20 protein-coding genes are annotated in these 19565 nt (G+C 66.4%); 13 read left to right on the plus strand and 7 right to left on the minus strand.

What is annotated here, in order from left to right; all coding sequences use genetic code 11:
• Positions 1–44: 44 nt before the first annotated feature.
• Complete coding sequence (locus ACXYMN_RS06005; protein ID WP_459012594.1) at positions 45–233, minus strand: DUF1674 domain-containing protein; 189 nt, start codon at positions 231–233, stop codon at positions 45–47.
• 65 nt (positions 234–298) lie between these two features.
• Between ACXYMN_RS06005 and ACXYMN_RS06010 the strand changes: the two genes are divergently transcribed.
• From ACXYMN_RS06010 to ACXYMN_RS06020, 3 genes are read left to right on the plus strand one after another with little or no spacing between them, the layout of a single operon-like run.
• Positions 299–1552, plus strand: a complete 1254-nt coding sequence (locus tag ACXYMN_RS06010; protein WP_459012596.1) for an RsmB/NOP family class I SAM-dependent RNA methyltransferase — start codon at positions 299–301, stop codon at positions 1550–1552.
• Between the two features lie 59 nt (positions 1553–1611).
• The gene (locus ACXYMN_RS06015) at positions 1612–3723 is read left to right on the plus strand and encodes a 4Fe-4S binding protein (protein ID WP_459012597.1); all 2112 of its coding nucleotides are present in this window, start codon (positions 1612–1614) and stop codon (positions 3721–3723) included.
• A complete protein-coding gene (locus ACXYMN_RS06020) occupies positions 3720–4586 on the plus strand; it encodes an FAD:protein FMN transferase (RefSeq protein WP_459012598.1) in 867 nt (288 codons plus the stop codon). The genes ACXYMN_RS06015 and ACXYMN_RS06020 overlap by 4 nt, the downstream gene beginning before the upstream one ends.
• Before the next feature lie 44 nt (positions 4587–4630).
• On the opposite strand, the gene ACXYMN_RS06025 is transcribed toward ACXYMN_RS06020, so the two are convergent.
• Together ACXYMN_RS06025 and rnhA are read right to left on the minus strand one after the other, a co-directional pair.
• Positions 4631–5269 carry a trimeric intracellular cation channel family protein gene (locus tag ACXYMN_RS06025; RefSeq protein WP_459012599.1) on the minus strand — a complete coding sequence of 213 codons (639 nt, stop codon included), beginning with the start codon at positions 5267–5269 and terminating at the stop codon, positions 4631–4633.
• The gene (rnhA, locus tag ACXYMN_RS06030) at positions 5266–5724 is read right to left on the minus strand and encodes a ribonuclease HI (RefSeq protein ID WP_459012600.1); all 459 of its coding nucleotides are present in this window, start codon (positions 5722–5724) and stop codon (positions 5266–5268) included. Before rnhA ends, ACXYMN_RS06025 begins: the two co-directional genes overlap by 4 nt.
• A gap of 163 nt (positions 5725–5887) precedes the next feature.
• On the opposite strand from rnhA, the gene ACXYMN_RS06035 reads away from it, so the two are divergent.
• Positions 5888–6448, plus strand: a complete 561-nt coding sequence (locus ACXYMN_RS06035) for a type 1 glutamine amidotransferase domain-containing protein (protein WP_459012601.1) — start codon at positions 5888–5890, stop codon at positions 6446–6448.
• A 61-nt stretch (positions 6449–6509) separates the two neighbouring features.
• Here ACXYMN_RS06035 and ACXYMN_RS06040 read toward each other — a convergent pair whose 3' ends face one another.
• Positions 6510–6959 (minus strand): DUF4399 domain-containing protein, encoded by a 450-nt coding sequence (locus tag ACXYMN_RS06040; protein ID WP_459012602.1) that lies wholly within the window; start codon positions 6957–6959, stop codon positions 6510–6512.
• Between the two features lie 198 nt (positions 6960–7157).
• Here ACXYMN_RS06040 and ACXYMN_RS06045 point away from each other — a divergent pair, with 198 nt between their 5' ends.
• Positions 7158–8063: a LysR family transcriptional regulator gene (locus tag ACXYMN_RS06045; protein ID WP_459012603.1), complete on the plus strand. Its 906-nt coding sequence runs from the start codon at positions 7158–7160 to the stop codon at positions 8061–8063.
• Positions 8064–8175: 112 nt separating this feature from the next.
• On the opposite strand, the gene rlmN is transcribed toward ACXYMN_RS06045, so the two are convergent.
• Positions 8176–9354, minus strand: a complete 1179-nt coding sequence (rlmN, locus tag ACXYMN_RS06050) for a 23S rRNA (adenine(2503)-C(2))-methyltransferase RlmN (RefSeq protein WP_459012604.1) — start codon at positions 9352–9354, stop codon at positions 8176–8178.
• A gap of 131 nt (positions 9355–9485) precedes the next feature.
• Positions 9486–10013: an invasion associated locus B family protein gene (locus ACXYMN_RS06055; RefSeq protein WP_459012605.1), complete on the minus strand. Its 528-nt coding sequence runs from the start codon at positions 10011–10013 to the stop codon at positions 9486–9488.
• A gap of 168 nt (positions 10014–10181) precedes the next feature.
• Between ACXYMN_RS06055 and ACXYMN_RS06060 the strand changes: the two genes are divergently transcribed.
• Complete coding sequence (locus tag ACXYMN_RS06060; RefSeq protein ID WP_459012607.1) at positions 10182–11183, plus strand: asparaginase; 1002 nt, start codon at positions 10182–10184, stop codon at positions 11181–11183.
• Between the two features lie 21 nt (positions 11184–11204).
• On the opposite strand, the gene serB is transcribed toward ACXYMN_RS06060, so the two are convergent.
• Complete coding sequence (gene serB, locus ACXYMN_RS06065; protein WP_459012609.1) at positions 11205–12086, minus strand: phosphoserine phosphatase SerB; 882 nt, start codon at positions 12084–12086, stop codon at positions 11205–11207.
• Between the two features lie 416 nt (positions 12087–12502).
• On the opposite strand from serB, the gene ACXYMN_RS06070 reads away from it, so the two are divergent.
• The 7 genes from ACXYMN_RS06070 to ACXYMN_RS06100 all read left to right on the plus strand — a co-directional run bounded on the left by ACXYMN_RS06070 (position 12503) and on the right by ACXYMN_RS06100 (position 19486).
• On the plus strand, positions 12503–13657 hold the full coding sequence (locus ACXYMN_RS06070) for a phosphoserine transaminase (protein ID WP_459012610.1): 1155 nt from the start codon (positions 12503–12505) through the stop codon (positions 13655–13657).
• Positions 13658–13776: 119 nt separating this feature from the next.
• Complete coding sequence (gene serA, locus ACXYMN_RS06075) at positions 13777–15372, plus strand: phosphoglycerate dehydrogenase (protein WP_459012611.1); 1596 nt, start codon at positions 13777–13779, stop codon at positions 15370–15372.
• Between the two features lie 103 nt (positions 15373–15475).
• On the plus strand, positions 15476–16180 hold the full coding sequence (locus ACXYMN_RS06080; protein ID WP_459012612.1) for a metallophosphoesterase family protein: 705 nt from the start codon (positions 15476–15478) through the stop codon (positions 16178–16180).
• Positions 16181–16262: 82 nt separating this feature from the next.
• Complete coding sequence (locus ACXYMN_RS06085; protein WP_459012613.1) at positions 16263–16697, plus strand: universal stress protein; 435 nt, start codon at positions 16263–16265, stop codon at positions 16695–16697.
• 10 nt (positions 16698–16707) lie between these two features.
• A complete protein-coding gene (locus ACXYMN_RS06090; protein ID WP_459012614.1) occupies positions 16708–18252 on the plus strand; it encodes an alanine/glycine:cation symporter family protein in 1545 nt (514 codons plus the stop codon).
• 80 nt (positions 18253–18332) lie between these two features.
• The gene (gene fmt, locus ACXYMN_RS06095) at positions 18333–19250 is read left to right on the plus strand and encodes a methionyl-tRNA formyltransferase (protein WP_459012615.1); all 918 of its coding nucleotides are present in this window, start codon (positions 18333–18335) and stop codon (positions 19248–19250) included.
• Positions 19250–19486, plus strand: coding sequence for a hypothetical protein (locus ACXYMN_RS06100; protein WP_459012616.1), 237 nt, complete (start codon positions 19250–19252; stop codon positions 19484–19486). The genes fmt and ACXYMN_RS06100 overlap by 1 nt, the downstream gene beginning before the upstream one ends.
• Positions 19487–19565 lie beyond the last annotated feature (79 nt).

Consider the following 19565-nt stretch of genomic DNA (forward strand, 5'->3'; position numbering starts at 1 on the left):
TTTGCTGTCGGGGCTGCCGGGACTGTCGGGCCAGCACCCGACCCTCAGAAGTCGATCGCCAGCCCCTTCTTTTCCCAGTCGCCGTAGCGCACCGGCTCTGGTCCGTCGCGGCCACCAAGTTCGATCGGGCGGGCGTTTTCCCGCTCTTCCGCCTCGGCGATCCTGCGGCGTTCCGCAGCCTCGGCCAAGGCTCGCCGTGCGGCGGGCGGCAATTCGGGGTTTTCGTCGCTCATTCGCGGTTCCTCCGGTCTGTCCGGGTTGATATACGCCTCCGGCGAGCGGGAACAAGGCGGACGACATGGATCAGGCGCGGCGCGCATGCGTGGACCTACTGGATGGCGTTCTGGCCGAGGGCCGCCTGCTGAGCGAGATGACCGGCGGCGACCGCTTCCTGCGTCTTGCCCCCGAGGATCGCGCCGCGGCGCAACGGCTGGCCGCGGATGTGTTGCGCAACATCGACCGGGCGGACCGGCTGCTTGCGCCGCATCTTGCGAAAAAACCGCCGTTGCGGGGCATGCATATCCTGCGTCTGGGCACGGTCGAACTGGCCCGGGGCGGTGCCGCGCATGGTGTGGTGAATGCCTGTGTCGGCCTGGCCGAAGGGCACAAGCGGACCCGGGCGCTCAAGGGGCTGATCAACGCGGTGCTGCGCAAGATCGCCGACGAGGCCCCGGCGGTCTGGGACACTTTGCCGCCCGCGCGTCTGCCCGAATGGCTGCGCGGGCCGTTGCTGGCGGCCTGGGGCCGCGATGCCGTTCGCGGGATGGAGCGGGCGCACCAGACGGGCGCGCCGCTCGATCTGACGGCCAAGGGCGATGCGGCTGCGCTGGCCGAGGCTGTGGGCGGCACGCTTCTGCCCACCGGCTCGGTGCGGCTCGACGCGCGGCGTCAGGTCTCGACGCTGCCGGGCTATGCGGCGGGCGACTGGTGGGTGCAGGATGCCGCCGCGGCACTTCCGGTGCGCCTGCTAAGCGATCTGGCGGGACAGACCGCGCTTGACCTCTGCGCGGCACCCGGTGGCAAGACCATGCAACTGGCCGCGGCGGGGGCCGATGTGACGGCGCTGGACCTGTCCGAGGCGCGTCTTGCCCGGGTGCAGGAAAACCTGACCCGCACCGGCCTTGCCGCCCGGATCGTCGCGGGCGATGCGCTGACCCATGCGGGCGGGCCCTACGATACGATCCTGCTGGACGCGCCCTGCTCGGCCACCGGCACGATCCGCCGCCATCCCGATCTGCCCCATGCCCGCACCGGCGAGGGCATCTCTGAACTGATCGCGCTTCAGGCGCGGATGATCGACCATGCGGTCACGCTTCTGAAACCCGGTGGGCGGTTGATGTTCTGCACCTGCTCGCTGATCCCCGACGAGGGCGAGGTTCAGATCGACGACGCGCTGGAGCGGCATCCGTCGCTGCGGGTGGTCCCGCCGGACGCCCCCTGGATCGAGGCCCACTGGCGCAGCAGCGAGGGCGGTCTGCGCCTTCGCCCGGATTTCTGGGCCGACACGGGCGGCATGGATGGCTTCTACATGGCCTGCCTGACAATCGCCTGATCCGGCCCCGCACCAAGGTCGAATATTGCCCGTGACAGCAGCCCCCTAAGGTCGCGCCCATGGGGGGATCACGCTTCATCCTGGCCGCGTGCCTGTGGCTTTGTCTGGCGGTATCGGCATGGGCCGCACCGTCCGAGCGCGCGCGTATCGCCGAAAAGGTCATCGCCCCCATGAGCCTTGGCGACGCCATCGGCGACGACGGTGTCTATGAATTGCTCAATTCCGGCGGCCAGCACGCCGGTTACGTCTTCGAGACCGAACCGCTGGCCCCCTTGCCGGGCTTTTCCGGCGCGCCGATCAACGTGCTTGTGGTGCTCGACCTCGAAGGGCGCTTCATCTCGGTCCGGCTTCTGGATCACAACGAACCGATCTTCGTGTCGGGCCTCGGGCAGGCCCCGTTCCATGCCTTTTTCGAGCAATACGAGGGCCATTCCATTTCCGAAAGCCTCGTTGTCGGCACGCCCTATGGCGGTGCGACGGGCGGCGGCGCGCTGGTCTATCTCGACGGGGTGACCAAGGCCACGGCAAGCGTGCGCATCGCCCACGAATCGGTGCTGGCGGCCACCCTGTCGGTGGCGCGCGAAAAGATGCAGGGCATCGCGTCCGGTCCGCCCGCGCATCCCGACAGGGACTACCGCGAGGATCTAAATTGGCAGGCGCTGGTCGATCAGGGGCTGGTGACGCATGAACGCGTGAGCAATGCCGAACTGCAGGCCGCGTTCGACGGCACGATCTGGTCCGACGACGACCCCGAGGCGCTGGACGCCCCCGACGAGGCCTATCTCGACCTCTGGGTGGTCGATCTTGGCGCGCCCTCGATCGCGGCGGCGGTGCTGGACGCGGACACCTACGAGGAACTGCAACGCTTCATGGAGATCTCGGATTTCGACGAACCGATCCTGGTGGTGGAGACCGCCCGCCACGGGCTCGTGTCCGAGGATTTCGTGCGCAACACAGCGCCCGACTGGCTGTCCGCCGAACAGGGCGGCCTGCCGGTGGCGCTGCGCGATGCCGACCTGTTCGTCGGCTTGCATGACGACGTGCCCGAGGCGCTGCATGACGGTGCCGCGCTGATCCTGCGCACCGACCGGCGGCTTGGCTTCGATCCGACGGCGGAATGGACGCTCAAGGTGCAGGCGGTGCGCGCACACGGCATGTTCCAGCCCGAGATCGGGTCAGTCACGCTGAGTGTCAGCCACCAGACGCCCGAGCGGTTTTTTTCCCGCCCCGGTCAGGTCGAACGGCTATCGCCCTGGCAAGAGGCGATCTTCAACCGGCAAGGCGACCTGATCGGACTTGCGGTCTTCCTTGGCATGCTGCTGCCGACGCTGCTTTTCGCGCAGAAACGTCTGGCCGGGCTGGCCGCCTTCACGCCGGTGCGGCTGGGCATCCTGGCGATTGTGCTGGGCTTTGTCGGCTGGTGGGGGCAGGGGCAGTTATCGATCGTGACCCCCTTGGCGGCCTTGCAGACGGCGCTGGCGGGCGGGTCCTTTGCCTTCCTGCTCTACGATCCGTTCTCGCTGGCGATCTGGGGGGCCACGATCCTGGGTTTCGTACTGTGGGGCCGGGGTCTGTTTTGCGGCTGGCTGTGCCCCTTCGGCGCGATGCAGGAGTTCGCCCATCACATCGGGCGGCTGTTGCGCATCCCGCAGATCGACGTGCCCGCGCGCTGGGACCGGTGGCTGAAATGGATCAAGTACGTCGTGCTGGCGGCGCTTGTGGGCATCACCCTGACGATCCCGCAGGCGATGGACAAGGCCGCCGAGGTGGAGCCGTTCAAGACCGCGATCACCACCTTCTTCCTGCGCGAATGGTATTATGCGGCTTACGCGCTGTTCTGGATCTTTCTCGGCATGGTGCTGTTCAAGGGCTTCTGCCGCTATGTCTGCCCGCTGGGCGCGCTTCTGGCCATCGGCGGGGCGCTGCGCCTGCGCCGCTGGATACCGCGCCGGGTGGAATGCGGATCGCCCTGTCAGCTCTGCCGCGTCGAATGCCAGTACGGGGCGATCGAGAAGACCGGCAAGATCGACTATTCCGAATGTTTCCAATGTCTCGAATGCGTGAGCATTCACGATGACGAAAACCGATGTGTGCCGCTGGTTCTGCAAGGCCGCGCCGCCAAGCGCCCGCCGCGCGTGACCGGCCACCCGAACACGGTGCCCGCGCAATGAGGCGGCGTCGGTTCCTGACCCTTGCGGCAACCTTTGCCTGTGCGCCGCGCCTTGCGGTGGCGGGCACCTGGCGCGGGTTTGCGCTGGGGGCAGACGTGTCGGTGCAGCTTGACGGCCCCCGGGCCGAGGTCAGTGCCATGCTGGCCGACATTCCCGTGATCCTCGACCGGGTCGAGGCGGCGTTCTCGATCTACCGGGCGGGCAGCGAGGTGTCGCGCCTCAACCGTGACGGATGGCTCCGGCCCAGCCCGCTGTTCCGGCAACTGACGGATCTTGCCGACACCGCGCATCGGCTGACCGGGGGCGGTTTCGATCCGACGGTGCAGCCGCTCTGGCGGGCGCTGGCCGAGGGGCGCGATCCGACCGCCGCGCGGGCGGCCATCGGCTGGGGCCGGGTCCGACGCGGTGACGCGGTGCAGCTTGCGCCGGGTCAGGCGCTGACTTTCAACGGCATCGCGCAGGGCTTTGCGACGGATCTGGTCAGCGACCATCTGGCTGATCGGGGGGCCTCCGGGGCGCTGATCGACATCGGCGAACATCGCGCGCTGGGCGGGCCATTCCGCCTGGGGCTGAGCGATCCTGCGCACGGGCTTCTGGGCATGCGCACGCTGCGCGGCGGGGCGGTCGCGACCTCAAGCCCCGGGGCGCTGCGTCTTGGGCACGCGGCGCATATCCTGTCGCCGGACGGGGCGGTGCCGCGCTGGTCGACGATCAGCATCGAGGCCCCGCGCGCGACCATGGCGGATGCGCTGTCGACGGCGGCGGTGTTCATGGATGCCGCCCAGTTGCAAGCGCTCAAGGCGCGCGCCGCGATCACCCGGATCACCACCGTCGATGGCGCGGGCAACCTCCGCACCATCTGAGCCGCGACGCGACCCTGTGCGCCGATGCCGCGCGGGCAAATGCGTCAGGTCGGCGGCGGCTTTTCGCGCGGCGGTGTGCTCTTGTAGGTCGGCAGGGACCAGCCCAGCGCCAGCGTCCCGGCCCGCAAGCCGAAGGTCACCGCCGCGCAGCCGATCGCGGCGACGACATCGCCAAACCCCAGCCAGACACAGGCCAGCGTCATCATCGACCCGGCAAGGGCGCAGGTCACGTAAAGCTCGCCCTGGATCAGCACCACGGGCACGTCATTGGCCACCACGTCCCGCATCAGACCGCCAAGGCAACCGGTGGTCATGCCCATCACCACGACGATGGGGGCGGGCTGGCCCAGTGAAACTGCGATACCCGAGCCCGCCGCCGCCGCGACGGCCAAGGCGGCCGCATCGAGCCAGCGCAGCGTCGCGATGCGGCTTTCAAGCCTGTGCGCCGTCAGAAAGACAACCAGCGCCGCCCCCGAGGCCACCGCCAGGTAAGAGGGGTCCGCGATCCAGAACACCGGGTTCCGGTCAAGCAGCAGGTCGCGCACGGTGCCGCCACCGACCCCGGTCAGGCATGCCAGGAAGATGAAGCCGACCACGTCGAGCTGCGCCCGCGAGGCGGTCAGCGCGCCGGTTGCGGCAAACACCAGCACCGCCGCGTAATCGAGCAGGGTAAAGAGCGTCATCGCGCCGACTTGAACGGCGCCATTCCGTCGCGGGCAAGCTTGTCGGCGCGTTCGTTCTCGGGATGGCCCGCATGGCCCTTGACCCATTCCCAGGTCACGTCGTGGCGGGCTTGCGCCGCATCGAGCCGCAGCCAAAGCTCGGCGTTCTTGACCGGTTTTTTGGCGGCGGTCTTCCAGCCGTTCTTCTTCCAGCCATGGATCCAGGTGGTCACACCGTTCTTCACATAGGTCGAGTCGGTGATGATCGTGATTTCGGACGGGCGCGACAGGCTTTCAAGCGCGTTGATCGCCGCCAGAAGCTCCATGCGGTTGTTGGTCGTCACCGCCTCGCCGCCGCACAGTTCACGTTCCTTCACGATCTCGTCGCCGTCGCGGGCCTGCAGCAGGGCGCCCCAGCCCCCGGGGCCGGGATTTCCGGAGCAGGCTCCGTCGGTATAGGCATACAAACTTGACATCCCGCCCGTGTCGCGCCCGCCGACCGCGGCGTCAAGAGGCCGCGTGCGCAACGCCGCCCGCCTGTGCCGGTCGCATCTTTTCGGGAACGCGGGCCCGGGTGCGCGTGTTGGGTGACTGACGCGGGCAAACGGTCCCGCAAGGCAATAGACAGGAGATTTCTCCATGGCGACCATCAAAGACAGCAAGATCCTCATCGTGGCCACGCATGGCTTCGAGCAGTCCGAACTTGAAGTGCCGCGCGACAAGCTCCGCGACCACGGCGCGACGGTGCATGTGGCCTCGCTCGACGGCGCGGCCATCAAGGGCTGGGACGGAGACGACTGGGGGCGCGAGGCCGATGCCGATGCCACGCTGGCCGATGTCGACCCGTCCGATTACGACGCGCTCGTGCTGCCCGGCGGCCAGATCAACCCGGACCTGCTGCGCGTCGAGGCGGACGTGATCAAGACGATCCGCGCCTTCCACCAGTCCGGCAAGACCATCGCGGCGATCTGCCACGCACCCTGGCTGCTGGTCGAGGCAGACATCCTGAAGGGCCGCACCGCGACGTCCTACCCGTCGATCAAGACCGACGTCAAAAACGCCGGTGCCAACTGGGTCGATGAAACCGTGGTCGCCGATCAGGGCATCGTCACCAGCCGCAATCCGGATGACCTTGACGCATTCGTCGCCAAGATCGTCGAGGAGATCGAGGAAGGCACCCACGCGCGCCAGGCCGCGTAACCGCCCTGCAAGACATCAAGGCCGCCGCCTCCGGAACCGATCCGGGGGCGGCGCTTTTCGTTTACTCGACCGTGACAGTGATCACATCCGAGGCCATGACCGGATCATGCGGGCGGTGATTGGCGTCGCCCAGCACAAGCTGCAGCGTGTGTTCACCCGGGGCCAGCTCCAGCGTCACCTGGGTCTGACCGCCGCCGAAGTGGCGGTGGTTGTCGTCGGCGGGCAGGCCGTTCATCATCGCCTCCTGGTCACCGGGGACCTCTCCGAATGGGGGGCGGTCCACCAGGATGTGGTGATGGCCGGTCGCCTCGCGCTCGGTTCCCGCGGGGGCCACGCCCATGCCCTTCAGACCGAAATGGATCGTCACCGGAGAGGTGACCGTCGCGCCGTCCTGCAAGCCGATGAAGTAGACTTGCGCGGTGTCGGGCGCGGGCGTCGCGTCCTGCGCGCTTGCGGGCGCGGCCAGGCCTGCCAGCGTCACACAGGTGGCCAGTGCGATGCGTCGAATCATAAGCTCATCCTCCCTTTGCCGGTGCCGAATGCACCGCGCTTATCATAACACCAAACCGCGATTGTCCCGACATCTGCCTGTTTCCATGCGCCGAACAGAGCCCGCGATTACCTTCCAATTGTCCGCCCCGCGCCGCGATTGTGCCCAGATCTCGGGCGATACCTTTGTCCGAAGACGAATGACGCGAAGGAGCGGTCTATGGATCGGCTGACCGAGATGGAGGCGTTCGCCACAGTGGTGGATCAGGGTGGCTTTACCGACGCCGCCAAGAAGATGGGTATTTCCAAGTCCGCGGTGTCGAAGCATGTCTCGTCGCTGGAGGCCCGGCTGGGCGCGCGCCTGCTCAACCGGACGACGCGCCGGGTCAGCCCGACCGAGATCGGCCTGGCCTACTACGACCGCGCCCGCCGTGTTCTGAACGACGCAGGCGAGGCCGACGCGCTCGTCACATCGATGCAATCGGCGCCCTCGGGGCTGTTGCGCATCTCGGTTGCGACGGATTTCGGGGTCAATCACCTGTCGCCGATCCTCGGCGGGTTCCTCGCGGAATTTCCGGACATCACCGTCAACATGGTGCTCAACAACCGCTACGTCGAACTGATCTCGGAAGGCTTCGACATGGCCATCCGCATCGGCGAGCTTGAGGATTCCACGCTTCGGGCGCGCAAGCTGGCGGAGTGCCAGAAACGCATGATCGCCTCGCCCGGCTATTTCGAGAAGTTCGGCAGACCCGCACGGATCGACGATCTGAACGAACACAAGCTCTTGCACTATTCCAACCAGTCCTCTGGCAATGTGTGGAAGGTCACCGCACCTTCGGGCGAGAAGCGCCATGTGCGCACCGCCGGCTGGCTGTCAGTGAATGACGGACAATCGCTGCTGAATGCCTGTATCGCCGGGCTTGGCATCGCCTATCTGCCGTCATTCCTGTACGGCGACGCGATGGCCTCGGGCCTTGTGGAAGACGCCATTCCCGAATTGCCGACCGAGACGCAGGGCATCTACGCGGTCTATCCGCCGGGCCGGTTTACCCAGCCCAAGGTGCGCGCCTTCATCGATTTCCTGGTCCATCAGTTCGCCGACAAGGGCCTGAACGACTGGTAGAGTTTCCCCATGCCTGTTCCTAGGCAAACTCGCCCGGGCGCGTCCTTGCGTCCGGGTTTTTTTTCGTCTGCCGCCCGATCGTGGCCGCCGCGGGCAACGCCGCAGGGCCGGCTCAGCGCTCCGAGGTCTCGGCCTCGATCTCGCGGCGGGATTTGCGCGCCCGTTCGGTGGCCGATTTCAGCTGTCCGCAGGCAGCCATGATGTCTTCGCCGCGCGGGGTGCGGATCGGCGAGGCGTAGCCAGCCTTGTAGATGATGTCGGCGAAGGCCTCGATCCGCTGCCAGTCCGACCGTTGATATGGCGCGCCGGGCCATTCGTTGAACGGGATCAGGTTGATCTTGGCCGGGATGCCCGCGATCAGCTTGACCAGCCGCCGCGCATCCGCGTCGCTGTCGTTCACATCCTTCAGCATCACGTATTCGAAGGTGATGCGTTCGGAATTGGACAGGCGCGGATAGTCCTTCAGCGTCGACAGCAGCGTCTCGATGTTCCAGCGCTTGTTGATCGGCACCAGCTTGTCGCGCACCGCGTCCGTGGTGGCGTGGAAGGACACCGCCAGCAGGCAGCCGATCTCTTCCGCCGTCTTGGTGATCTCGGGCACCACACCCGAGGTCGACAGCGTGATCCGGCGGCGCGACAGGGAAATGCCCTCGCCATCCATGGCGATCTTCATCGCGTCGCGGACGTTGTCGAAATTGTACAGCGGCTCGCCCATGCCCATCAGCACGACATTCGACAAGAGCCGCGTTTCGTTCTTCGGCGCGCCCTGCTCGGGCCATTCGCCAAGGTCGTCGCGCGCCAGCATGATCTGGCCGACGATTTCACCGGCGGTCAGGTTGCGCACCAGCTTTTGCGTTCCGGTGTGGCAGAACGAACAGGTCAGCGTGCAGCCCACCTGCGACGAGATGCACAGCGTGCCGCGATCCGATTCGGGGATGTAGACCACCTCGACCTCGTGACCGCCTGCGATCCGCACGAGGTATTTGCGCGTGCCGTCCCTCGACACGGTCTTCGAGACGACCTCGGGCAGGCGAATCACGAAATGCTCGGCCAGCAGGCGACGGTAGTCCTTGGACAGGTTCGTCATCGCATCGAAGTCGCGCACGCCCCAATGGTAAAGCCAGGCCCAGATCTGGTTGACCCGCATCTTCGCCTGTTTCTCGGGCGTGCCGATGTCCAGCAGCGCTGCGTGCAGCGCATCGCGGGTCAGGCCGATGATGTTGGCAAGGCCCTCGGGCGCCTTGCGCGGGATGGTGACGAGGTCCTGCGTGATCGGTGCATTGGCGGTCATATCGGTCGCTCCAGGGCGCGGCATGCGCGCCTCAGTTCGGGAAAGTGGGCGTGATACAGGATGTATGGGACGAGTCCAAAAGAAAAAGGGCGGATCGCGCCGCCCTTGCCCGACCCACCCTGCCGCCTGGATCAGCTCGTGCAGCGGCGCTGGGCATCCTCGACCGCAGCGGTGAAGCCCAGAAGCGAGAAGGTGTCCTTGGTCTGGGTGCCGCGCGACGAGCGGGCCGTCACGATGGCGCTCGCGCCGCGCTTCATCGCGGTCACGATGCGGGCATCGTCCTGCGGCGTGGCGGGCCAGGCCCATTCCCCCTCCGAGAACAACTCGAACTCGGTGCCGCTGATGTTGAGGTTCACGGTCGAGCCGTCGGCAAAGGGATAGCCGCCGGTGAACGCCACCTGACCGGCCACATTGGCGCCGGGGCGATAAAACACCATCAGCAGGATTTCACCGCGAGTGACCGCGACGACACGTCCGTCCCGGGTATTCACGCTTTCCTTGTAGGTGGTCACCGCCCAGCATTCGCGCGGCTCTGTCCCCTCGAACACCGACCAGTCGGTCATGGCATCGACGCGGTTGGTGCTTTCTGCCTGCGCATGGGCCAAGCCGCCACATGCCAGCAAGGCTGCAACAAGGCCACTTTTGATCACAGATTTCATTGCCCGAAACTCCACCAGACCTGATCCTCAATCTCTTGGGTTGCGCCCTGTCGGCTCCGGTTTATTGTTCCCGGTAACACCCGTTTTCGCACGGGACCCTAGCCTGATTTTGCAGAGCGCGAAAAGCCCTGTCGGCAGATTATCGCCAAGTCGTGAGGAAACCCATCCATGAGCACCCAAGCGGCCCGCCTGTGCGAGGTCTGGCGCGGTCCGTTCGCGGAATCCTGTCACCATGGGCACGCGGTCGTGGCCGGGCCGGACGGGGCGGTCGTGAACGCATGGGGCGATCCCGAGGCGATGATTCTGCCGCGGTCCTCGGCCAAGATGATCCAGGCGTTGCCGCTGGTTGCGTCCGGCGCGGCGGATGCCCGGGGGTTGACGCCCGAACACCTGGCGCTGTCCTGCGCCAGCCATCAGGGCGCGCCGCTGCATGCGGACTTCGTGGCGGACTGGCTGATGGATCTGGGTCTGGGCGAGGCCGATCTGCGCTGTGGACCCCAGCCCAGCCGGGACCGGGCGCTGCGGCACGCGATGCAATGCGCGGGCGCGGCCCCGTCGCAGCTTCACAACAACTGCTCGGGCAAGCATGCGGGCTTTCTGACGCTGAACGCCCGGCTGCGTGGCGGCAGCGAATACCACGCGCCCGAGCATCCGGTGCAACAGGCCTGCCGAGAGGCCTTCGAGGTGGTGACCGACCGCCCCAGCCCCGGCTTTGGCATCGACGGCTGTTCGGCGCCGAATTTCGCCACCACGATGGCGGCGATGGCCCGTGCGATGGCGTGGTTCGCCACCGCCCATCACCGCGCCGACACGCTGTCGGCTGCCGGGGCGCGCCTGCGCGACGCGATGATCGCGCATCCGATGCTGGTGGCGGGGGAAGGGCGGGCCTGCACGCTGCTGATGCGGGCCGCGAACGAACCGGTCGCGCTGAAGACCGGAGCCGAGGGCTATTTCGTTGCGATCCTGCCTGCGCGCGGGCAGGGCATTGCGCTCAAGATCGCCGATGGCGCGACCCGGGCCGCCGAATGCACCATCGCCGCGATCCTGGTGCGGATGGGGGTGCTGGACGCGGCGCATCCCGACGTCCAGCGCTTTCTCAACCCCGAGATCCGCAACTGGCGCGGGGTGGTGACCGGCAGCATCCGCCCGGCCCCGATCCTCTCTGCCTGAGCGCGCATCCCGCAGCGGCGTCTATCCGGTCGCGAAGGCGCTTTTGGCATAGCCCTGAATATAAAGCAGCGCGGTCAGGTCGCCGTGGTTGATGCAGTGCCGGGCCTGTTTCTGCACCGACGGCTTGGCATGCAGCGCGACGCCCGTACCGGCCCGGGCCAGCATGCCCAGATCGTTGGCACCGTCGCCCACGGCGATCACATCCGCGGCCGTAAGGCCCAGCCGTGCGCTGATCTCCTCGAGGGCCTGAACCTTGGCGTCGCGTCCGAGGATGGGGTGGGCGACCTCGCCGCTCAGTTTGCCATCCTCGATCAAGAGCGTGTTGGCGCGATGCTCGTCGAAACCCAGGCCTGCCGCGACCGATGCGGTGAAGGCGGTGAAGCCGCCCGAGACCAGCGCAGCATGACCGCCATTGGCCTTCATCGTCGCGATCAGGGTGCGTCCGCCGGGCATGTAGCTGATCCGCTGGGCCAGCACCCGGTCGATGACGCCGGTCTCGAGCCCCCGGAGCAACGCCACCCGTTCGGTCAGCGCGCCTTCGAAGTCCAGCTCTCCGTTCATCGCCCGCGCGGTGATGTCCTTGACGTAGGGGCCGACGCCCGCCTCGTCGGCCAGCTCGTCGATGCATTCCTGCTCGATCATGGTGCTGTCCATGTCGGCCAGAAGCATGCGCTTGCGCCGACCCTCGGCGGGCTGGATCACCATGTCGATCCACAGCGCGGCCATGTCGATGCGCACCAGCGCCGCGTTCTCGGGGGCGTCAGGGACGGGAAACTCGCAGGCCTCGTCCGGGGCCAGCCAGTCGATCGCGCCGCCGCCCCAGGCATTGCGCAGCGCCTCCGCGGCGGCGGGGTCGAGGCTGGGGTCCCGGGGATTGCTCAGAAGGGTGACGATGTGGGTCATGGATGGGCCTTCCTTGGGGTCGCCGCGCTATAGACCGCCTGATGGCGGGGGAAAAGAGGGCGCGGGCGCATCGCGGGGCCATGATGCGGCGTCCAGACGCCGGACCGCCTTGGTTTATCCCGCCACGTCCGGACGGCATTCAAACGGCGCGCCAAGCCCGGCCAAATCGCCGCGCCGGGGGACGGCCCGGCGATGCGCGACAGCCTGCGGAGGGCTGTTTCGCGCGCGATCTGGCGACCGTTCCGGCCCCGGCGCAGACCGCGCTGTCCCATGCGGCGCGCGAACTCGGTAAAATGCGTGCCGGATACGTTGTCGCAGCGGCATTTCTGCGCTTGCGAAAACGCGGCTCAACCAGTAACTGCGGCGGCGGGACACCCTTCCCCAACGAAGGGCGACTATCTGAAAGGTTAGCCATCATGAGCACCACGAAACCGGTCACGCGGCCGGCAAACCCGCGATTTTCTTCTGGCCCCTGTGCCAAGATCCCCGGATTTTCCCTCGACATGCTGTCCGACGCGGCCCTTGGGCGGTCGCATCGTGCCAAGGTGGGCAAGGACAAGCTGAAAGCGGCCATCGAGGGCACGCGCGCGGTCCTGGGCATTCCCGCAGATTACCGGATCGGCATCGTGCCGGCCTCGGATACCGGCGCGGTCGAGATGGCGATGTGGTCGCTTCTGGGCGAACGCCGCGCGACGATGGTGGCCTGGGAAAGCTTCGGCGCGGGCTGGGTCACCGATTGTGTGAAGCAGCTCAAGATCGACGCCGACGTGGTGACCGCCGAGTATGGCGAGATCGTCGACATGGCGGCGCTCGACTATGACACCGACGTGGTCTTCACCTGGAACGGCACCACCTCGGGGGTGCGGATGGCGTCGGGCGACATGATCCCTGACGACCGCGCGGGTCTGACGATTTGCGACGCGACCTCGGCGGCCTTTGCGCAGGACCTGCCCTGGGACAAGCTCGATGTGACGACGTTTTCCTGGCAGAAGGTGCTGGGCGGCGAGGCGGCCCACGGCGTGCTGATCCTCAGCCCGCGCGCGGTCGCGCGGCTGGAAAGCTACACGCCCGCGTGGCCCCTGCCCAAGATCTTCCGTCTGACCAAGGGCGGCAAGCTGATCGATGGCATCTTCGTCGGCGAGACGATCAACACGCCCTCGATGCTGGCGGTCGAGGATTACCTCGTGGCACTCGACTGGGCGCGCTCGGTCGGTGGTCTGGCGGGCATGATGGCGCGGGCGGATGCCAACGCGCAGGCGGTCTGGGATTTCTGCGACGCCAATGACTGGATCGACAACCTGGCAAGCGATCCCGCGACGCGGTCGAACACATCCGTGTGCCTGAAGTTCACCGATCCGTCGATTGCCGATCCGGCAGGCTTTGCCAAGGCGGTGCAGAAGCGGCTCGAGGCGGAAGGCGTGGCGCTGGATGTGGGGTCGTATCGCGATGCGCCAGCCGGTCTGCGGATCTGGTGCGGCGGCACGGTCGAGACGGCGGATGTGGCGGCGATGCTGCCCTGGCTCGACTGGGCCTATCACGCCGAGCGGGCCGCACAGGCCGAAGCCGCCTGAAAAACATTCCCCACCGGGCCCAAAATCTTTGAAAGATTTTGCACCTGAGAATTTTAGATAAAATTCTCAGGCTTCGGGCCCGGTCCACCACATCCCATCGCATGTAAAGGACCAGACACATGGCTCCCAAGGTTCTCATTTCCGACAAGCTGTCGGACGCCGCCGTCCAGATCTTCCGCGACCGTGGCATCGACGTCGATTTCCAGCCCGATCTCGGCAAGGACAAGGACAAGCTGGCCGAGGTCATCGGCCAGTATGACGGTCTGGCGATCCGCTCGGCCACCAAGGTCACGCCGACGATCCTCGAGAACGCGACCAACCTCAAGGTCATCGGCCGGGCCGGCATCGGCACCGACAACGTCGACAAGGACGCCGCCTCGAAGAAGGGCGTGATCGTCATGAACACCCCCTTCGGCAACATGATCACCACCGCCGAACATGCCATCGCGTTGATGTTCGCCGTGGCGCGCCAGATCCCCGAGGCCTCGGCCTCGACCCATGCGGGCAAGTGGGAGAAATCGAAATTCATGGGGGTCGAGCTGACCGGCAAGACCCTGGGCGTCATCGGCGCGGGCAATATCGGCGGCATCGTCTGCGACCGGGCGCGTGGCCTGAAGATGAAGGTCGTGGCCTATGACCCGTTCCTGTCCGAGGAAAAGGCCGCCAAGATGGGCGTCGAGAAGGTCGCCCTGGACGACCTTCTGGCGCGTGCCGATTTCATCACCCTGCACGTGCCGCTGACCGACCAGACCCGCAACATCCTGTCGCGCGAAAACCTCGGCAAGACCAAGAAGGGCGTGCGCATCATCAATTGCGCGCGCGGCGGTCTGGTCGATGAGGCAGCTCTGGCCGAGCTCTTGAAATCCGGCCATGTGGCGGGCGCGGGCTTTGATGTCTTCGCCGAGGAGCCGGCCACTGAAAACCCGCTCTTTGGTCTGCCCAACGTGGTGGTGACCCCGCACCTGGGGGCCGCGACCACCGAGGCGCAGGAAAACGTCGCCCTGCAGGTTGCCGAGCAGATGGCCGATTACCTGCTGACCGGGGCCGTGACGAACGCGCTCAACATGCCGTCGGTGACCGCCGAAGAGGCCAAGATCATGGGCCCGTGGATCAAGCTGGCCGATCACCTGGGCGCCTTTGTCAGCCAGATGACCGACGAGCCGATCAAGTCGATCAACATCCTCTATGACGGCTCGGTCGCCGAGATGAACCTCGAGGCGCTGAACTGCAGCCTGATCGCGGGCATCATGAAGCGCGTGAACCCCGAGGTGAACATGGTCTCCGCGCCGCTCTTCGCGAAAGAGCGTGGCATCAAGCTGTCGACCACCAACCAGGGCAAGTCCGGCGTGTTCGACGGTTATATCAAGGTGACCATCCTGACCGAAAAGCGCGAACGGTCGATCGCGGGCACCGTGTTCTCGGATGGCAAGCCGCGCTTCATCCAGATCAAGGGCATCAATATCGACGCCGAGATCGGTCGCCACATGGTCTATACCACCAACGAGGATGTCCCCGGAATCATCGGCACGCTGGGCATGACCATGGGCCGGAACGGCGTCAATATCGCCAACTTCACGCTGGGCCGGTCGGCGGCCAAGGGCGAGGCGATCGCACTGCTTTACGTCGATGACCGCATCGATGCGGGCGTGGTCGCGGAACTGCAGGGCACCGGCATGTTCAAGCAGGTCAAGCCGCTCGAGTTCGACGTCGCCTGAGGCGACGGACACGGGGCATCGCAAGGCCGCGGGGGCGCGTTTCCCGCGGCCTTTTCTTTTGCGCCGGTGGCAGGCAGTCTGCGGCACCGACAGGAGGCGCGCGATGATCTTTGCCATGGGCGACATTCACGGCCAGAGGGCCGAGCTCGAGCGCGCGCTCGACACCATCGCCCAAGATCCGGCGCATGGGGCGCCGGTGGTCTTTCTGGGCGACTACAGCGACCGCGGCCCGGACAGTCGCGGCGTGCTGGATATCCTGATCGCCGGCCAGGGGGGCGGGGCGGACTGGACCTGCCTGATGGGCAATCACGACGACCTGATGCTGGATTTTCTGACCGGCCCCGCGCCGCGGTCGCAACGGGATGCCTTCTGGCTGTCGGACATGGCGGGCGGGCGCGCCACGGTGCGGTCCTACGGCGTCGATACCGACACGCGGCGGCCGATTGCCGATATCCATGCCGATTTCCGGGCGGCCGTGCCCGCGGCGCACCTGGCATTCCTGCACGGGCTCAGGCTGTCGTTCGAGACCGAGGCGCAGTTCTTCTGCCATGCGGGGATCTGCCCCGGGGTACCCTTCGATGCGCAGACCAAGCGTGACCTGATCTGGATCCGCGAACCCTTCCTGTCGGCGACCGGGGATCACGGCAAGCTTGTCGTCCATGGCCATACCGCGATCGAGAGGCCGTGCCATTACGGCAACCGGATCAACCTTGACGGCGGGGCAGGGTATGGCCGCCCGCTGCGTCCCGTCCTGCTGGATCGACACGCAGCCTTTGCCCTCGAAAACGGCAGCCGCAAGGCGCTTTGAGAATTTCTTAACAAATCGTTTTGGACAAGGCGTCCAAGCGCCTAGGCTCTCGAAACACAGGCACAAAACAGGGAGCTATGTGATGCCCGGACCCTTCCTTGTCGGTTACGATGGCTCGACGCCATCGGACCGCGCGCTCGATTTCGCTGTCGCGCAGGCCAAGCTGCAGGGCGTGTCGATCATTCTGATCCACGTGCTGGAATGGTCGCCCTATTCGTTCCTTACCCAGGAGGAGCTGGCAGAACGGCATTCGCGGCGCACAGAAGAGATGTCCCGCGCAGAATCCGCCATCGTCAAACCGGCCATGGCGCGCGTCGCAGACAGCGGCGTCGAGATCACGCCGGTCATAAAGTACGGGCATTCAGCCGAGATCCTGACCCGTGTCGCCAAGGAGCGCGGCGCGAGCCAGATCGTCGTCGGTCGCGACGGCCATGGCGGCATCTCGGCGCGGCTGTTCGGGTCGACCGCCGCCACGCTGATCCAGATTGCCACCATCCCCTGCACCATCGTTCCCTGAGGAGATCGCAATGCCCCCCTTCCGTTTCAATCTTGCGGCGCTGATCGGTCTGCTGGTTCTGGCCGCGCCCGCCCATGCGCAAGGCATCGACGAGACCGTGAACACGATCTTCGCGAACGCAACCGGCTGGTTCGTCAGCCTGATCTTCTCGAACTTCCCCGGCACCACCTTCCCCTGGATCGTCGGTTGGCTGGTGGTCGCGGCCACGGTCTTCACCTTCTACTTCGGCTTTGTGCAATTGCGCTGGTCGGGGCATGCCATTTCGCTTGTAAAGGGCGACTATTCCGATCCCGATGACGCGGGCGAGGTCAGCCATTTCCAGGCCCTGGCCACGGCGCTGTCGGGCACGGTGGGTCTTGGCAATATCGCCGGTGTGGCGGTGGCCATCGGCATCGGCGGTCCGGGGGCCACGTTCTGGATGATCCTTGCCGGTCTGATGGGCATGGCGTCGAAGTTCACCGAATGTACGCTGGGCGTGAAATACCGCAACGAATATCCCGATGGCACGGTGTCGGGTGGCCCGATGTACTACCTCAGCCGCGGCTTTTCCGAACGCGGCCTGCCCGGCGGCGGCTTTCTGGCGGTGATGTTCTCGATCTTCTGCATCTTCGGCGCGCTGGGCGGCGGCAACATGTTCCAGGCCAACCAGGCGCACCAGCAGCTTGCCGGAGTGTTCGGCGACTACCCCGGCTGGATCACCGGCGTGGTCTTTGCGGTCATCGTCTTTGCGGTCATCGTCGGCGGGCTGAGGTCCATCGCGCGGGTGACCGAGAAGGTCGTGCCGTTCATGGGCGTGCTGTATGTGGGCACGGCGCTTGTCATCATCGCGATGAACGCCGACCAGATCGGCTGGGCGTTCGGCCAGATCTTCGAGGGCGCGTTCACCGGTCTCGGCGTGGCGGGCGGCTTTGTCGGGGCGCTGATCCAGGGCTTCAAGCGCGCCGCCTTCTCGAACGAGGCGGGCGTCGGGTCCGCCGCCATCGCCCACTCGGCGGTGCGGACGAAAGAGCCGATCACCGAAGGCTTCGTGTCGCTGCTCGAGCCGTTCATCGACACCGTCGTGGTCTGCACCATGACGGCGCTGGTGATCATCATCACCGGGCAGCTTATCTCGGACCCCGAAACCGGGCTTTACGTGCTGAACGAGGCGGGCAACGCGGTCATGACCAAGGGCGACAATTCCGGCGTCTCGCTGACCTCGGCGGCGTTCTCGTCCGAGATTGACGGCTTCAAGTACGTGCTGGCGCTGGCGGTCATCCTGTTTGCCTTCTCGACCATGCTGAGCTGGTCCTATTACGGCCTGAAGGCCTGGACCTATCTCTTTGGCGAGGGCAAGACCAAGGAGGTCGTCTTCAAGGTGATCTTCTGCTTATTCGTGATCGTCGGAGCCTCGGCCAATCTTGGTCCGGTCATCGATTTCTCGGATGCGGCGATCTTCGCCATGGCTGTGGTCAACGTGCTGGGGCTCTACTTCCTGATGCCCATCGTCAAGCGCGAGCTGACCAACTACACCGCCAAGCTGCGCTCGGGCGAGATCAGGAAGTTCAAGACTTGATCGGCTGATCGGTCGCGCGGCCCTTCCCTCGGGGGGCCGCGCGGGCTAATTGCGAAGGCGCAAGGATCAAAGGAGTTTCCATGCGCCTCGTCTTCATGGGCACGCCCGACTTTTCGGTTCCGGTTCTCGACGCGCTGATCGCGGCGGGGCACGAGGTGGCGGCGGTCTATTGCCAGCCGCCCCGTCCGGCGGGCCGGGGCAAGAAGGATCGCCCGACGCCGGTCCAGGCACGAGCCGAGACACTGGGCCTGCAGGTGCGGCATCCGAAATCCCTGAAATCCGCCGAGGCGCAGGCTGAATTCGCCGCGTTGAAGGCGGATGTTGCGGTGGTCGTGGCCTACGGTCTGATCCTGCCGCAGGCGGTGCTGGATGCGCCGCGCCTGGGCTGCATCAACATTCATGCGTCGTTGCTGCCGCGCTGGCGCGGGGCGGCACCGATCCACCGCGCGATCCTTGCGGGCGATGCGCGGACCGGCATCGCGATCATGCAGATGGAGGCGGGGCTCGATACCGGTCCGGTGCTGATGTCCGAGGCCACCGAGATCGGCCCGGAAGAGACCACGGGCGGGCTGCACGACCGGCTGTCGGCGATGGGCGCGCGGATGATCGTGGACACGCTGTCGAAACTGACCCGCCTGACGCCGCAGCCGCAACCGCAGACCGGCGTCAGCTATGCCGAGAAGATCGACAAGGCCGAGGCCCGCATCGACTGGACCCGGCCCGCCCGCGATGTCGACCGCCAGATCCGCGGGCTGTCGCCTTTTCCCGGGGCCTGGACCCTGGCCGGGGAGACGCGGCTGAAGCTTCTGGGATCGCGGCTGGCGGACGGCACCGGCGCGCCGGGCGCGCTGCTGGATGACGGCTTTCGGGTTGCCTGCGGCGCGGGGGCGGTCGTGGTGACCCGGGCGCAGAAGCCGGGACGCGAAGCGCAGGACGCCGATGCGTTTCTGCGCGGTTTCGATCTGCCCGCGGGCAGTCGTCTTGGAAAGGACAGCTGATGTTACCCACCCTGATCGGCACGCTGGTGATCGCGGCGCTTGTCGGCGTCGCCGCCGAGAAGACCGGCTTTACCCATAACGGCATCCTGCAAAGCGTGATCATCTGCATCGGCGGCGCGTTCCTGTTCTATTTCGTCTCGATCATGTTCGGGGTCGGGTTCGGGCGGCAGGGCTGGAATGCGATCCTGTCCTCGATCGGGGCGCTGATCATCGTGCCGTTCCACTGGCGCAAGTGACGGGTCGAACCGGCATTGCGCCGGTCCGACCCGTGCGAGAGACGCTGTCTCTCGCGCTCTCTGGAGTATTTCCGGTCCG

The organism is Roseivivax sp. CAU 1753, assembly GCF_054482575.1.